This is a genomic window from Paenibacillus sp. FSL P2-0136 (genome assembly GCF_037975325.1).
Taxonomy (GTDB): Bacteria; Bacillota; Bacilli; order Paenibacillales; family Paenibacillaceae; genus Paenibacillus_AQ; species Paenibacillus_AQ silagei.
On sequence record NZ_CP150244.1, the window covers coordinates 188,602 to 204,531 of the forward strand.

Annotated in this window: 11 protein-coding genes, 1 tRNA gene and 2 riboswitches; of the genes, 8 read left to right on the top strand and 4 right to left on the bottom strand. The window is 52.6% G+C overall.

Translation table 11 applies throughout. From position 1 onward, the window contains the following. Positions 1–230 precede the first annotated feature (230 nt). Positions 231–800: an NADPH-dependent FMN reductase gene (ssuE, locus tag NYE26_RS00785; protein ID WP_036732673.1), complete on the top strand. Its 570-nt coding sequence runs from the start codon at positions 231–233 to the stop codon at positions 798–800. A 585-nt stretch (positions 801–1,385) separates the two neighbouring features. On the opposite strand, the gene nrdG is transcribed toward ssuE, so the two are convergent. Both nrdG and NYE26_RS00795 read right to left on the bottom strand, forming a co-directional pair. Continuing rightward, positions 1,386–1,913, bottom strand: coding sequence for an anaerobic ribonucleoside-triphosphate reductase activating protein (nrdG, locus tag NYE26_RS00790; protein ID WP_339253208.1), 528 nt, complete (start codon positions 1,911–1,913; stop codon positions 1,386–1,388). Continuing rightward, positions 1,910–3,895 (bottom strand): anaerobic ribonucleoside triphosphate reductase, encoded by a 1,986-nt coding sequence (locus NYE26_RS00795; RefSeq protein ID WP_339253210.1) that lies wholly within the window; start codon positions 3,893–3,895, stop codon positions 1,910–1,912. Before NYE26_RS00795 ends, nrdG begins: the two co-directional genes overlap by 4 nt. Before the next feature lie 308 nt (positions 3,896–4,203). Further along, a riboswitch (cobalamin riboswitch) is annotated at positions 4,204–4,435 on the bottom strand. A gap of 341 nt (positions 4,436–4,776) precedes the next feature. On the opposite strand from NYE26_RS00795, the gene NYE26_RS00800 reads away from it, so the two are divergent. The 3 genes from NYE26_RS00800 (at position 4,777) to NYE26_RS00810 (ending at position 6,072) form a co-directional block, all read left to right on the top strand. Further along, positions 4,777–5,085: an MTH1187 family thiamine-binding protein gene (locus tag NYE26_RS00800; protein WP_036732667.1), complete on the top strand. Its 309-nt coding sequence runs from the start codon at positions 4,777–4,779 to the stop codon at positions 5,083–5,085. Between the two features lie 47 nt (positions 5,086–5,132). Continuing rightward, positions 5,133–5,912, top strand: a complete 780-nt coding sequence (locus tag NYE26_RS00805) for a sugar phosphate isomerase/epimerase (RefSeq protein ID WP_339253212.1) — start codon at positions 5,133–5,135, stop codon at positions 5,910–5,912. A gap of 88 nt (positions 5,913–6,000) precedes the next feature. Beyond that, positions 6,001–6,072: transfer RNA gene (locus NYE26_RS00810), tRNA-Thr, on the top strand. Between the two features lie 387 nt (positions 6,073–6,459). Here the strand turns inward: NYE26_RS00810 and NYE26_RS00815 are convergent. Next, entirely contained in the window at positions 6,460–7,206 is a 747-nt protein-coding gene (locus NYE26_RS00815) for a YukJ family protein (protein WP_339253214.1), read from the bottom strand. 96 nt (positions 7,207–7,302) lie between these two features. Here NYE26_RS00815 and NYE26_RS00820 point away from each other — a divergent pair, with 96 nt between their 5' ends. Next, positions 7,303–7,725 carry an ASCH domain-containing protein gene (locus NYE26_RS00820; RefSeq protein ID WP_339253216.1) on the top strand — a complete coding sequence of 141 codons (423 nt, stop codon included), beginning with the start codon at positions 7,303–7,305 and terminating at the stop codon, positions 7,723–7,725. Between the two features lie 362 nt (positions 7,726–8,087). Here the strand turns inward: NYE26_RS00820 and NYE26_RS00825 are convergent, their stop codons facing one another. Continuing rightward, positions 8,088–8,453, bottom strand: coding sequence for a hypothetical protein (locus NYE26_RS00825; RefSeq protein WP_051478700.1), 366 nt, complete (start codon positions 8,451–8,453; stop codon positions 8,088–8,090). Positions 8,454–9,202: 749 nt separating this feature from the next. Continuing rightward, positions 9,203–9,295: riboswitch (cyclic di-GMP riboswitch) on the top strand. Positions 9,296–9,376: 81 nt separating this feature from the next. On the opposite strand from NYE26_RS00825, the gene NYE26_RS00830 reads away from it, so the two are divergent. The 3 genes from NYE26_RS00830 to NYE26_RS00840 all read left to right on the top strand — a co-directional run bounded on the left by NYE26_RS00830 (position 9,377) and on the right by NYE26_RS00840 (position 15,791). Beyond that, the gene (locus tag NYE26_RS00830) at positions 9,377–12,310 is read left to right on the top strand and encodes a choice-of-anchor A family protein (protein ID WP_339253218.1); all 2,934 of its coding nucleotides are present in this window, start codon (positions 9,377–9,379) and stop codon (positions 12,308–12,310) included. Positions 12,311–12,793: 483 nt separating this feature from the next. Then, positions 12,794–13,759 (top strand): alpha/beta hydrolase, encoded by a 966-nt coding sequence (locus NYE26_RS00835; RefSeq protein ID WP_339257276.1) that lies wholly within the window; start codon positions 12,794–12,796, stop codon positions 13,757–13,759. 517 nt (positions 13,760–14,276) lie between these two features. Beyond that, positions 14,277–15,791: an HD domain-containing phosphohydrolase gene (locus tag NYE26_RS00840; protein ID WP_339253219.1), complete on the top strand. Its 1,515-nt coding sequence runs from the start codon at positions 14,277–14,279 to the stop codon at positions 15,789–15,791. Positions 15,792–15,930: the final 139 nt, after the last annotated feature.

Below are 15,930 nucleotides of genomic sequence, written 5' to 3' on the forward strand. Positions count from 1 at the left end.
GGAACAGGAAGCTGCTCCGGTCGCAGACGCCTCGCGGTTGGATGCCGGTCGTTGGCCTGGTCGGGATATAGGTTTGCCGTTTATTATAACCAGAGCGGCAGCGGTTTGCAAGCATAAGAGGGGTTTGACAATATTCCTTGTACTCTGCTAGGATTATTACTAATTTAAAGTATTGATGCCCGGCGAAGCAGCCCGGTTTATCCTATTATGCGGACGGAAGAGGTGCGGAAATGGCCAAAATAGTCGTAATTAACGGAACACCCTCGCTGGTCTCACGGATCAATGCCGTGATTGAGTATGCAGAGAATGCCCTGCGGGAGCGCGGGTATGAAGTGGAGCGGATCAATGTGGCGGAGCTGCCTGCGGAGGATCTGATCCATACCAAATTCGAGAGCGAAGCCATCGTCAAGGCGAATGGGCTCGTAGCGGAAGCTGATGCGGTAATCGTAGTCAGTCCGGTATATAAGGCTTCTTACACGGGAGTACTGAAGACCTTCCTGGATCTGGTGCCGCAAAAAGGGCTGGCCGGCAAAATCGTCCTGCCGCTCTTCATGGGCGGAAGTCTTGCACATCTGCTGGCGATCGACTATGCACTGAAGCCGGTACTGTCCGTGCTTGGCGCCCGCTACATTCTTGGCGGCGTCTACGCCGTAGACTCCCAGGCGGTTCGTAACGACCAGGGCGTAGTTGAGCTGGCTGAAGAGCTGCGTTTACGCCTTAACAGCGTGCTGGAGGAGCTGGCGGAGGAGACGGAGCATAAGGTGGGGCGCAAGGCAGGACAGACAGGAGCCGCGGAATAAGGTTACGCTGCCGGTCCGATCATCCTGGTACAATCAAAAGGCACTAAACCACCCGGATGCGGGAGTTTAGTGCCTTTTTGGTTATATAGGAAACTATAATTCCTGCTGTTGTGGAAAAGGTGTGTGTAAATTTGTGATTAAGAGTTCTTTGGGTGATCCGTAGAGTGACTTTGATACTGAATGTGACTAAAGGTATGCTTAAAACCGAATAGGAATATGCTGGTACAATAGCATATGAACCAAATGTATGTGGAAAACAGCATACATTGTGTTCGCATGCAGGCATATGAACCAAATGTATGTGGAAAACAGCATACATTGTGTTCGCATGCAGGCATATGAACCAAATGTATGTGGAAAACAGCATACATTGTGCTCGCATGCAGGCATATGAACCAAATGTATGTGGGAAACAACATACATTGTGCTCGCATGCAGGCATATGAACCAAATGTATGTGGAAAACAACATACATTGTGCTCGCGCGAGTAATTTATATGCTTCGCGCTATAATTATCCTTATCTTTCTCGCTGAAACGGTACCGTCCTTTATAAGGACGGTACCGTCTCTACTTGATATGAATTTTATACCCCTTGAAAGCTCAGCTCCGGCTCCCACAGAACAACCCTATCTCCCGCCAGACTCGCCGGAATATCAATGATCCGCTGGTTGCTGCTTCCCCGGTAGGAGAGGGTAAGGTCTTTGAGCTCTTCGACGAACCGTCCGTCGATCACGACCTGGCACAAGGCCAGCAGCTTCCATTCCGCAGAGCCCGGGGAAGCCGTAAGCTCCTCGTACGTATAGCCGGTATAGATCCAGACCGGGAAGCCCGGCAGCTCGGCGCGCAGCTCGTGTATGAAGTCTGCAGCCTCCTCAGCCGAGAAAAAAGGGTCCCCGCCCGCCAGCGTCAAGCCGTCCAGCAGCGGATTGCCTGCAATCTCCTCTATAATCTCCCGCCGGCGCTCCGGGGTAAAGGCCTCCCCGTAGTTAAAGTTCCAGGTCTTCGGGTTGAAGCAGCCCAGGCAGCGGTGGCGGCAGCCGCTGATGAAGAGGACGGCCCGCAGGCCTTCCCCTTCATTGATCGACTCCGGGTAATATCCGCAGATGTTCATAGATGCTTAACACGGTCCCGGACTTCGGCTTGCTTGGCCGCATTGAAACGGGTCTGATAGTCACCGGTCAGATACCCGGTAACCCTGCGCAGACGGCGGATATGGGTGGTATCCTCATGGGCATTGCAGGTCGGGCAATTCGTGCCGATGACCCCTTCATAGCCGCAGCCGGAGCAGCGGTCAATCGGATGGTTAATGCTGAAGTAGCTGATATCCTGCTCCAGCGCGTATTTAATGATTTTGACGAAGGCTGCAGGGTTGCTCCGGGCATTGCCGTTCAGCTCGACATAGGAGATCGCTCCGGCGTTGCAATATTCATGGAACGGGGCTTCCAGGCTGATCTTCTTGGCTGCGCTCAGTTCATAGTAGACCGGAATGTGGAACGAGTTCGTATAGTATTCACGGTCGGTTACCCCAGGGATAGAACCGAGCACCTTGCGGTCGATCTTGGTGAACTTGCCGGAGAGACCTTCGGCCGGTGTTGCGAACAAGGTGATGTTGAGGTTAAGCTCCTCGCTCTTGCGGTCGCAATATTCACGCATGTGGCGGACAATGGCTACAGCCTTGGCGTGAATCTCCATATCTTCGCCGTGATGCTTGCCGTACATGGCTTTCATGCATTCGGCCATTCCAATGAAGCCCAGCGACAGACTGCCGTGCTTCAGCAATTCGCCTACGCTGTCATCAGGGGCAAGCTGCTCGCCGCCCTCCCAGACGCCTTCACGCATCATGAAATCGGAGGCTTTGGCCTTCTGGGAAGCCTGGATACGGAAGCGGTGCAGCAGACCGTCCAGCGCAATATCCATATAGTGATTCAGGTCGTCGAAGAACCCTTCTTCATCAGCAGCCAGGCGGCGGCCGGTTATCGTGCCGTGGGCCAGTCCAAGACGCACCAGGTTGAGCGTATTGAAGGACAAGTTGCCTTTGCCGGAGCAATGGTTGCGTCCGAAGCGGTCGCCGAGCACACGGGTCCGGCAGCCCATCGTAGCGAACTCGGTATCCGGGTCAGCCGGATCATAATATTGCATGTTCAGCGGAGCGTCCAGGTTGGCAAAGTTCGGATACAATCTGCGCGCCGAGCACTCCGCTGCCTTCAGGAACAGATCATAGTTAGGGTCACCCGGCTGCTGGTTGATGCCTTGCTTGCATTTGAAGATCTGAATCGGGAACACCGGCGTCTCCCCGCTGCCCAGTCCGTTCATCGTGGCTGTCAGCAGCGAGCTGATCACAAGCTGGCCCTCCGGGGAGGTGCAGGTGCCGTAGTTGATGCTGGTAAAAGGAATCTGGCCGCCGGAGCGGCTGGACATCGTATTCAGGTTATGTACCATACTCTCTGCGGCCTGCAGGGTCTCGCTCTGCGTCTCCTTCAGGGCAAAACGGAAGGCGCGCGGATACTGCTCAGCCAGATCGCTGCGGCTCATCGTAATCTCCCCAAGTTCTGAAACCTCTGCATTCTCCTCGAAATACTCCAGACCTTTGCGGAAGAGCTTGGAGAAGGACTTGGTCACATAAGGAGCCAGATCATAATCCAGCTTGTTGGCGGACACACCGCCGTACTGCGCATTCTGCTGCGACTGGAAAATAATCGCCACCAGCGACATCGCCGTCATAATCGAGTTGGGAGGCCGTACGCTGCCGTTGCCGGTGTTGAAGCCTTCACGGAGAAGCCGTTCGAACGGGATGAAGATGCAGTTGGTGGTTCCGATGGCGTATTGATCCAGGTCATGCACATAGACGACATTATCCAGGGTAGCCTGTACCAACTGCGGCGGCATGGTGAAGTTGCGGGCATACCATTTGGAGTATTCACTGCCGAATTTGCTCATTTTGCCGGAGAAGCTCTCCCCGTTCAGGTTGGCGTTCTCGCGCAGCAGATCCAGATCCCGGCTGTCGATAATATCCCGTCCCAGATGAATGACCTCTTCCAAAAGATCCTCCTGTGCAGCTTGTCCTTCGTTATAACGTTTCTCCAGCAGCGTCATTATATAACTCTCTCCTCTCGGGTATTGTAAGCGTTAAAAAAGCACCTCCGGCCGGGAAGGCCGGAAATGCCCGAATGCATGATGCAAAGATCCGGGAAGCGGAAGTTTGCCTGTGGTCTGGGTGGAATATACGAGCAGACACTGGGCAAATAGCTTACGCCCGTTCTTGTATATTCCGCAGAGCCGATACCTGAAGATAATCCACGATCGTCCTCAGGTATCGGCAGCCTCTGGCCCGATTGACGGAAGGCTAACTCTGCTATTGCAGGCCGCATACGGACACCTCCCCTGTTCCTCGCAGGAGTCTAAGCGGTGCCACCGAAACAGGCAGGTCTCCTGGCTTCCGGCAACTCCTCCGGCGCCTTCCCGGGGGGCTTATTCCGCCCCTTAGTGGCATTTAGCCGGAGAATGCGGCCCTGGGCATCGCACCCTGGGAGCATCCGGTTACAGTGGCGGGACCGCAGCGGTTTTGCACCGCGCTTCCCTATTAAGTCGCACCTCTATTACAAGGGGTGAAACACCCGTTTCTACTATATTTTGTTGTTATCTATTAAAGCTACCGCAATATATTGTGTTTGTAAATGTTTTTTTGCAATCCCGCACGGGGAGCGGGTTCGGCGCTTTTACTCACAGCTGATCCACAGTTAGTCCACAGGTAATCCACAACTTTCCTATGAATCTGCCGTGAATTTTTCATAAAATCTCCGAAAATACGCCACAAAGAATCCATAAATAGAGTGCGTCTAATCCTGGTAATCATTTTGACGGATATTAATAGAATGGAGAGGGTGCAGGTGATTTGTAGCAAGCCTGGCGAAGCGTTACAATAAGAGGATAAATAAGAGACTCAGGCACACCAGATAATTAGGAGGGAGATCACAATGGCAATTGGCGAAGTGACCGTTATTCCGATCGGGACAGGCAGCACCAGTCTCAGCAGCTATGTGGCCGAGATGCAGCGTGTGCTGCAGACGGTGGAGGGCATTACCTATGAGCTAACTTCTATGGGTACAATTATTGAGGGACCGGTAGCGCGGATTCTGGCTGCGGTAGAAGCGCTGCATGAGTCGCCGTTTACCGCCGGGGCACAGAGAGTCTCAACCTCACTCAAGATCGATGACCGGCGCGACAAGACCTCGACCAGCCGCAGCAAGCTGGAATCTGTGGAGCGCAAGCTACAGGGAGAGTAACCACAATAGTATCCAATCAGAATCAACCGATAAGGAGCGGATTCTTAATGACAGAAGCAGCACAGCAGATCGGAATTCAAATGTATACACTGCGTGACCAGACGGAACGCGATTTCCTCGGCACACTGGCCAAGGTGGCAGAGATGGGGTACCAGGCAGTGGAATTCGCCGGTTATTTCGGTGTATCTGCAGGGGAACTGCGCCGTAAGCTGGATGAACTTGGCCTGGCGGCCCCTTCGGCGCATGTAGGCCTGGACTTCAGCAGTCTGGATAAGATGGAACAGGCATTAGCCAAAGAGATTGAATACGGTGTAGAGCTCGGACTGCAATATATGATCACCCCGTCGGCACCGCTTCCGCCGAACCCTTCCATAGAGGATGTAACGAGAATCATTCCATTCCTGGAGAAGGCTTCCGCGATGGTCCGGGCGGCGGGGATGCAGTACGGCTACCACAACCATGATTATGAATTCAAAGAGGTTGACGGCAAGGCGGTCATCGATATCTGGCTGGAGCAGATTCCTGCCGAGCATATGCTGGCTGAGTTTGATCTGGGATGGGTATACAGGGGTGGAGCCTGGCCCGTTGATTATGTGTCACGGTACGCCGGCCGTGTTCCGCTGGTTCACATTAAGGACTTCGGAGCAGACAATGAGGAGACCGATCTCGGAAAGGGAGAGGTCGATTTCCGGAGCGTCTTCGAGATCGCGGAGCAGAGCGGAATTCTCTATTATATTGTGGAGCAAGAGGCATATGAGGTATCTTCTCTTGCAAGCGCTAAGCTCGCGCTGGATTATTTCCGCGGGCTGGGGCTGATGCAGGGCTGATGACACAGCAACCAGCGGAAAAAGGGCTTGCGTTTTCCGCTGGAAGAGTTATAATATTTTGTGTTTGGCAGGACAGCAAAGCCTGTTCGCTGGTGTAGCTCAGGGGTAGAGCAACGCACTCGTAATGCGTAGGCCGGGGGTTCAATTCCCTTCACCAGCATCCTTACAAAGTCGATAGTGGCGCGGGTTTCCGGTTCTGGGGACCGCGTTTTTTTATTGTATAGGAAACTATAGTATCCTGCTGCTGTGGAAAAGGTGAGTGTAAAGTTATTGAAATCGTATACAATTGGCTGGTACAGCGGCATATGGACTAAATGTATGTGAAAAACAGCATACATTATGCTCGCAAGTAGGCGCATGGCCCGATGTATGTGAAAAACAGCATACATTATGCTCTCAAGCAGGCACACGGCCCGAATGTATGTGGAAAACAGCATACATTGTGCTTGCAAGCAGGCACACGGCCCGAATGTATGTGGAAAACAGCATACATTGTGTTTGCGCGCAGGTAATCTCATTCACCCGCAGGGTAATTTTGTTCTTGGCCTTAAGCGTGATTATGACCGCATTCACTAACCGGCTTGGTGGCATCTCCCTGGCCGTTAGTACACCAGGATTGGGACTGGAAGGCCAGGAAGATAGCCACCCATCTGTGCTCATTCTCGAAATGAATAAGGACGCCGCCGTCTTGCCATGTGCCATTTTCACTGGCGTACCCGCCCGCATTGCCTTGGTTCATATGAATATTATGAACGCCCTGCCCAGGGGAGAAGCCGAAGTACTTATCGGGCTTATCCTCTTCGGGTCCCCAAGGCTCGCCGAATACGTACAGGGTTGCATCCTGTTCCTGTGCCTCCTTGAGATAAGAGGTGATTTTGTCATAAAGATTGTTGCGGGGATCGCTGTTTTCGGGTTCATTCCGGTTCGTATTAGGCAGAGCTACCATCTTACTGGGAATCACCAGGTTTCCCCTGATATAATCAAGGGCAAGGCTCCGGTTATGTCCGGTGATCTTCGTGAAGCCGGATTCAAGCGTGAGCCAACGGGCCGTTTCTTCCGCTTTGAAATCTTCGCCCACATAATAAAGCACCTGATTTGCAGTGTCCTCCGGTAAATGTTCCGCTTTTGCGCTTGATCTGATATTGATAGCCACCCTGTACTTTTTATTAATATCACCTTCAACCTCAACCAGTACCTGGACATGATTATTTTTGACACCTAGCTTATATATGGTATCCTCATTGGATAATTTGCATTTTAATACCCCGTACCCTTGATCTAATCCGTTACCCATAGTTCGTCAGTCCCCCTTCTTAGCTATTAATGTTTCCCATAGAAGGTCATAGTAATTCTAAGTAAAAGGTGTTCAACATAGGAGGTAAGCTGCATTATGAAATGCCTAACCATTCGCCAGCCGTGGGCCACGTTAATTGCGCTGGGAGAAAAACAAATCGAAACCCGGACCTGGCGGACCGCCCACCGGGGAGAGTTAGCCATTCATGCCGGGATGCAGGTGAATAAGGCGATCTGCCGGACGGAGCCGTATCAGTCGTTGCTGGCCCGTCACGGCTACACTGCGGACAACCTGCCGACGGGCAAGATCATTGCAGTCAGCCGCATTGCGGATTGCTGTGAGGTGACGCCGGAGCTTTCGCAGCAAGGCTGGCCGGGCGGCAATGAATATGTATTCGGCAATTATGCCGAAGGAAGGTATGCCTGGATGCTGGAGGAGGTTGTTCCGCTGGTACATCCCATACCTGCTAAGGGACGTCTGGGTTTCTGGGAATATCCGGTGCTGGAAGAGGAATTGTGAATTTTTTGACGGCAATGTGAAGAAAAATTGCTCCAGATTGGCTGTCAGCTGGTATAATTGGGATATTCGGCGGGAAATCTTCCTATATATAAGGAGAGTTGTGCTCTGAGGCGGTCTACCGCTGGAGAGGGGCAGAAATGCCGGGAAGGAGCGTATGCATAATAGATGGGAAGCCTTCTAATTGCATGGCTTTGTATGCTTTGTTTGTTTCTTGCGTTCAGGGATCAGGTAAGCCGGAGAATCCTGTACCCGGTAGCTGTGGTGGTGATATGCGGCACATTGGGGTATTGGACGTTGTTAATGTAACCGCATCCCGGTGATCATTTAATGCAGAAGTCTGCCGCTTGCGGCAGGCTTCTTTGTTAGCGCTGCTCCATCTTCTCCATACCCAGATATCTGCGCATATGCAGAGTGGCCTGGGCGGCAATCACATCATCCAGCAGCAGCATCCGTTCGTGATAGCCCCTGCAGACAAATTTGGCTTCAACACCCGTCTCCAACCGCTGCTGCTCATAGACCTTCAGACCACGGGCGCGCATTCCGGCACGGACCTCCCGCAGATCGGCAGAAGCGGCATGAGCGGCCGACTGGATTACCTCCAGATAAGGTGCAGGCGTGCGCAGCTCAGAGGCTATAGCAGAAGCATCGCGCTCGAAGGCGGATAGAATAAGCGGCAGCAAAATATAGGATTTGACCAGCAGGTTATCCTGGCTCTCTGCTCTTTGCATCCTTCTCAACCCCTCAAAGAGAACGTATATTCGCATTGTAACTCATCCTTCAAAAAATAATCAATGGTTTTATAAATTAACTCAAATAATGTGATATATTTCACAAAAAAATAAGATGAATTATTTTATATTAAAATTGAAATATTAAAGATTGATAAATAAATCAGCTCAAAGGAGAATGGCAATGAGTCATGAAGGAAGCCTCCGCCGTGGTTTGGTATTCGGGATCATTCTAAGTGTTCCGCTCTGGGTATCGATGATTGGCTGGGTTCAGCTGTTCGGGTCTGCCTAGGCGACATTTTATTCAAAATATATGAAGTCTATTAGCAGGTGTCGTCCCTATGGGCGGCACTTTTTTTGGAGCTGAGATGCCCAAAAATAGGTAAAATTGCATTGAACAGGAGCAGATAATGAGTAGGGGTGGGCTGAGGGCGATAAAATAGGACGAATGCATCAAATTTTAATGATATAAATTGATAGTATTATAGAAAAGAGAGACAAACGGCTATAGCCAATCCTCTGATTTCTCGACTTTTTTCGTCAGTAGATAAAAAAGAGACTCGCCCCTGAACCCTTATGGTACAAGGGATCAATGAGCAACCATCGTAAAAAATAATTTCAAAAAATATACTGGGAGTGGATTGACAATAGGGTGGGAGAGCGGATAAACTGAAATTAGTACAAAAGTAACAAATGTCATAGACTCAACAATGATCTTACATAAGCAAATCTCAATTGCATACCGAAATCATGTACAAACGCAAACCGTATCGAAAGAACGGGACGCAAAGTCAGGAATCTACTGTCTCTAAAGTTGAGGCTAGGGTCGTCCGGCCGCCGTGAAGCTAACCCTTCGTGGCGGTCTTTTTGTTGTTATAGTCGCGTGACAGATTCATAGAATAGTAACTAGGAGGTGTGGACTATTGAAAAAAGGAGTACGTAAAACAGCCGCCATCATTATGGCGGGCCTATTGACCGTATCCAGTGCTTTTACGTGGGGTACGGATGTCAAAGCAGCTTCAGGGGTGCCGTATACGCCAACACCGGTTTTGGGGGTCGCAGGGAATTTTAATGCTTTTATCCTCGGGGATTTTAAACAAGCCAATGATCAGATTGAAGGCCGCCTGGCAGCGGCGGGGGACATTACCCTCTCCGGAGGTTACGGAGTAGCTAGGGCATACAGGGATGCTTCGCCGACGGATGTACTTGTGGCCGGTAAGAATTTTGTACATTTAGGCAGTGGAGAGATCTATGGAAATGTGGTATTTGGGGATAGCTTTACAGCCAATGAGCCTGGTGTCAACATCAAAGGCGGGAAGAAAAATGCCAGCCCGATTGATTTTGCAGCCGAGCAGCAAGCTCTGATCTCCCGTTCCACAGAGTATGGGGCCTTGGCTGACACGAATGAGATCGGCAATAACAATTATGGACAGCTCAAGATAAGTGCACCGGATCGTTTCAATGTAGTTCATTTGGATGCCTCGACACTGGCGAAGACCAACTATATCGAATTCAACATTGCACAGAACGCTACGCTGATTATTAATATAAGCGGGTCTACAGTCAATGTGCCGAGCTTTGCAATGAATAACGGCAGAGCCAGTCAGGTATTGTTCAACTTTTACGAAGCTTCTGAGGTGAATATCGCTTATACCTCATTCTTCGGGACGATCCTCGCACCTAGAGCGGATGTTCATTATGCCGGAGCAGAGTTGTACGGGACTCTGATTGCAAAATCTTTTAGCGGCGGGGTAGAGATGCACCTGGGATTGTACGAGGGAGAGGGGCCGCCGCCGAGTCCGACGCCGACCGCAACGCCGACACCTAGTCCATCACCGACACCAACGCCGACAGTGAAACCAACACCGACGGTAACGCCAACACCGACTGTGAAACCAACACCAACGGTAACGCCTACACCTACAGTGAAGCCAACGCCGACGGTAACGCCTGCACCTACAGTGAAGCCAACACCGACGGTAACGCCGACTCCAACTGTGAAGCCAACACCGACCATAAAACCGTCACCTACACCTGTGTGCACTCCAACTCCAAAGCCAACGCCGACTGTAAAGCCGACACCAACGCCGACCGTGAAGCCGACACCAACGCCAACGGTGAAGCCGACGCCAACGCCAACTGTGAAGCCGACACCAACGCCGACCGTGAAGCCAACACCAACGCCGACCGTGAAGCCAACACCAACACCGACTGTGAAGCCGACGCCAACACCGACTGTGAAGCCGACGCCAACGCCAACCGTGAAGCCGACACCAACGCCGACTGTGAAGCCGACGCCAACGCCGACTGTGAAGCCGACGCCAACGCCGACCGTGAAGCCGACGCCAACACCAACTGTGAAGCCAACACCGACGCCAACCGTGAAGCCGACACCAACGCCGACCGTGAAGCCGACACCAACACCAACTGTGAAGCCAACACCGACGCCAACCGTGAAGCCGACACCAACGCCGACCGTGAAGCCGACACCAACACCAACTGTGAAGCCGACGCCAACGCCAACAGCTGTACCGACACCAACGCCAACAGCTGGACCGACACCAACACCGACGGCAGAACCAACACCAACGCCAACAGCGGGACCGACACCAACGCCAACGGCAGAGCCGACACCAACACCAACGGCAGTACCGACACCAACACCGACGGTAGAACCAACACCAACGCCAACGGCAGAACCGACACCGACGCCAACAGCGGGACCGACACCAACACCAACGGCAGTACCGACACCAACGCCAACGGCAGTACCGACACCGACGCCAACAGCGGGACCGACACCAACGCCAACGGCAGAGCCGACACCAACGCCAACGGCAGAACCGACACCAACGCCAACGGCAGAGCCGACACCAACACCAACGTCAGTACCGACACCAACGCCGACGGTAGAACCAACACCGACACCAACACCAACGGCAGAGCCGACACCAACGCCAACGGCGGTACCGACACCAACGCCAACGGCAGAGCCGACACCAACGCCAACAGCTGAGCCAACATCGACGCCAACGGCAGAGCCAACACCAACGCCAACGGCAGAGCCAACACCAACACCGACGGTAGAGCCAACACCAACGCCAACAGCTGAGCCAACACCAACGCCAACGGTAGAACCAACACCAACGCCAACGGCAGAACCGACATCAACGCCAACAGCTGAGCCAACACCAACGCCAACGGCAGAGCCAACACCAACACCGACGGTAGAACCAACACCAACACCGACGGTAGAACCAACACCGACACCAACGGTAGAGCCGACACCAACGCCAACGGTAGAACCAACGCCAACACCGACACCAACGGTAGAGCCGACGCCAACACCAACGCCAACACCAACACCGACGCCAACGCCAACACCGACACCGACGGCAACGCCAACACCAACACCGACGGTAGAGCCGACACCAACGCCGACACCAGAACCAACACCAGTAACAACACCAGCGCCAACATCGCCGCCGTTCAGTTTCCCTCCAGTGCCTACGCCGACTCCGATTATCGGATTTATCGTGAGCAATGATGTGGTTGTGAATGATGATCCGCTGCCGCTTGGACCTGTAGCAACTCCAATAGCTACAACAGTGCCGACGCCGACACCGGCTGTTGCGGTTGCGCAAATAGCAGCAACACCGGAGCCAACGCCTTCAGCAGAACCGGCACCCGGTGTAGTCCTTATTGATGATGAGGTTCCTCTAGGCGGTGTGCCTGTGGATGGAACCTTGCCGAAGACGGGCGAATCCAGTCCTGCGCCTTATTATTTTGCCGGTTTGGCACTCGCTGGTCTGGGCTTGATTCTTAGAAGAACCACCAGAAACAGCAAACGTAAGTGAGTGACCCGAACTGAGATTTATACAAACAAACGATGATCCTGTAATTTGACAAGGGCTGCTTTCGGAGAAGATGTTCTCCTGGAAGCAGCTCTTTTTTTCGTTGGAAATAAGTGCCCGGATACAGAATGTATGCGAAAAACAACATACAATGTGCCGGTGAGAGAGTCAGCGGACCAATGTATGCGAAAAACAATATACAATGTGCCGATGAGAGAGTCAGCGGACCAAATGTATGTGGAAAACAGCATACAATGTGCCGGTGAGAGAGTCAGCGGATCAAATGTATGTGGAAAACAACATACATGCAATCTGCTGCGGGAAGGCGAGTATGCTAAATGAGTCCACCTGCTTCTTTCAAGAGTCATGCAGAGTACAATGGAGTTGAAGTTTGCGCCTCAGCCGTATTTTTAGTTGGCCTAACTCCCATGCTATACTAGGCTCAAATTAATATGGTTGCTTACTGAAGGAGGAACGTTGATGTGGATGATATACCTGCTTGTGGTGCTGATCGTGGTGGCCGGAGGGGTGGGGTATGCAGGATTCTATTTTTATGGAGTAGCCATTAAACGGGCCCCTAAGGAATTCCTGGCCAAGACCCCAGACCTTAAGATCGATCCGCCGCCGGTGGCCGGAGCCTCGTGGGGAGAAGGAGCGGAGTGGGTGTCCCGGCAGACCTTCCGTGAGGTGGAGCTGATGTCTGAGGATGGGCTCAAGCTGCAGGGCTATTATCTGGCGTCAGAGCGTGCTGCCGGACGGACGGTCATTGTTGCCCACGGGTATTCCGGGAAGGCCAAGGATATGGGAGCGACTGCTAAGAACTATTATGAGAATCTGGGGTACAATGTGCTGCTGCCTGATGCCCGGGGACATGGGAAAAGTGAAGGCGATTATATCGGCTTTGGCTGGCCGGAGCGCCGGGATTATCTGAAATGGATCAGATTCGTCCTGCAGGAGAACGGTCCGGATGCGCAGATCGTGCTGCATGGTGTATCAATGGGCGGGGCTACGGTGCTGATGACGTCCGGGGAGGAGCTTCCTCCGCAGGTCAAGGCGATTGTCGCCGATTGCGGCTACACCTCGGTCAAGGCGCAGCTGTCCTATCAGCTGAAGCGGATGTACCGTCTGCCCAGCTTCCCGTTTGTGCCGGTGGCCAGTCTGGTGACCCGGATGAAGGCCGGTTATTTCTTCGGGGAGGCGTCTGCGCTGAAGCAGGTTCGCAAGGCCAAGGTGCCGATTCTGTTCATCCACGGGGATGCGGATAAGTTCGTGCCTTATGCAATGATGAATGAGCTGTATGAGGCCTGCCGGAGTCCGAAGGAGCAACTGGTGGTGCATGGAGCGGGGCATGGTCTTGCCTATGATACGGATAAAAGCACATACATCCGCACAGTAGGCGAATTCGTGGAACGTTATGTACACAGTCCGGCTGCCGCTGAATCTATACGGTAAAAAAGTCCGTAGAACGTAGACGCGCCCGATATCCGCTGACAGCGGTTATCGGGCGCTAATTATGTTCCACACATGGGGCCTTTCCCTGAAGAACAGAGAAGCAGCCAGCCATGTCTTATCGGTATATTAATCCCCCGCCGTCTGTGAGCAAGACGGGTGTCGTTATTCCTTGTTATTTCCAGCAGCCGTGTGGCGAGAATAATCCTTCCAATACGACAAAAGCCCTACCTCTCTTTTGTCCTTGCGGCTCCGTGGCCGCGCCAGTGTGAATCGGAATGCTATGTTCGAATTTAGTCTCATAAAAGGGATAAGTACTGCAAGAAAACGTAAGATATTGTGTCCAAACCGCCGATAATATAGAGAAGTGATTCATCGGCCTGACATCTTCTTGATGGGGATAAACATACTCGAAAACAAATATTATTTTATTATAGCATGGTCTTCACATAAATGCAACTGTATATTGGGCTGAGGCCGGACGGGGATGAGTGGACAGATGAGACTATACAGAAGCTTTTTGAGAAATCAGATCCGGAACTACATCTTCGGCTCAGCGGTAGCGGTACTCGCGGTCGGGAGTCTGCTTATGTTATCTTCCCTGGAGATCAGCCGGGTTGAATACTACCGCCTCTTACTGGTACTTGCTTGTTCTTTCGTAATAATGGCGTCTATAGAGATTACTGTCTTTCTCAGACAGATCAGGCCCATACGGGCTGCGCTCGTTCAGGAGAATGCTGCGCTATCGATGCTGGAAGAAGCATATCTGCATACGCACCTGCTGCCCAAACGGGCTATACAGCGGATTATGGGGCCGCATCTGCTCGGATTATCCGTTCCGGCTCTGCTGCTGTCGGTGTGGATGATCCATTCTGGCTGGGTCACGTTTCCGTACTTCTATCTGATTCTGGCGATGTGCTGCGCAGTGCTTGTGGCTTGTATGCATTCCCTCATTGAATTCTTCCTGACCTGCACCTCCATTATTCCGCTGATCAAGGAATTCAGGAACCGTGCGCTGGAGCAGTATGGTGTGGATTTTTCCCTGGAGGGCCATGTGTTCGTGCCGATACGCCCCAAATTCTTGGTAAGCTGTATGCTGATCGGCACCTTCCCGCTGTTCCTGTTTATTATGGCCACGCATATCCGTATGAACGGTGAAGGGGATTCGATAGTCGTCGTCGGACTTCAGAGCTACTGGGCCTGGGCGGGGATGGTGCTGCTGATCGGCACGCTGTTCTCCTCCATTGCGGCCTGGCTGCTGACGAACAGCGTACAGCATCCGATCCATGAGCTGTATCAGGCGATGAACCAGGTGAAGGACGGCAATCTGATCCAGGTGCAGGATGAGTACTCCGATGAATTCTCGAAGCTGGTGGCAGGCTTTAACATGATGGTCCGGGGGCTGCAGGCGCGGGAGCAGCAGAGCCGCCAGCTGCTGGACAGCTACTTCTCCACCCTTGCCGTGGCGCTGGACGCCCGCGATTCGTATACGGCAGGACACTCGCTCCGTGTAGCGGAGTATTCGGTGATTATCGGGCAGCTGGCCGGACTGAGGGGGCAGGAGCTGGATGATCTGCGCAAGTCAGCACTGCTGCATGATATTGGTAAGATCGGGGTGAGAGACAGCATCCTGTTCAAGGAAGAAGCCTTAACGGATGAGGAATTCCTCCAGATTCAGAGTCATACGGTGCTGGGAGAGAATATTCTGCGGCAGATTGAACCGGCGGACAAAATGGCACCCTATCTGGGCGGCGTCCGCTCGCATCATGAGCGTTATGACGGCCGGGGCTACCCGGATGGTCTTGCCGGTATGAATATTCCGTTGCACGGCCGGATTATCGCTGTGGCGGATGCTTATGATGCTATGACGTCCGACCGGCCTTACCGGAAAGGGATGGACCATGAACGGGCGCTGAATATTCTGGAGCAGGGCAGGGGGAGTCAGTGGGACCCTGAATTCGCCGGACTGTTCCTGGGGTACTTCGGCCGGAAGCCGGAAGCCTCTAAGGGTGCTCAGCCCGTCCAAGCCGGGTAATTCTATAAATGATTGCATTATCCTTATATTCCTTGCCGAAGCGGATACTATCCAGTTTATGGAGGATCCGCTTCAGCTTTGCGTGCCTATTTTGTGAACTGACATGGAATTACGACAATTAACGACTACATTCATTGAA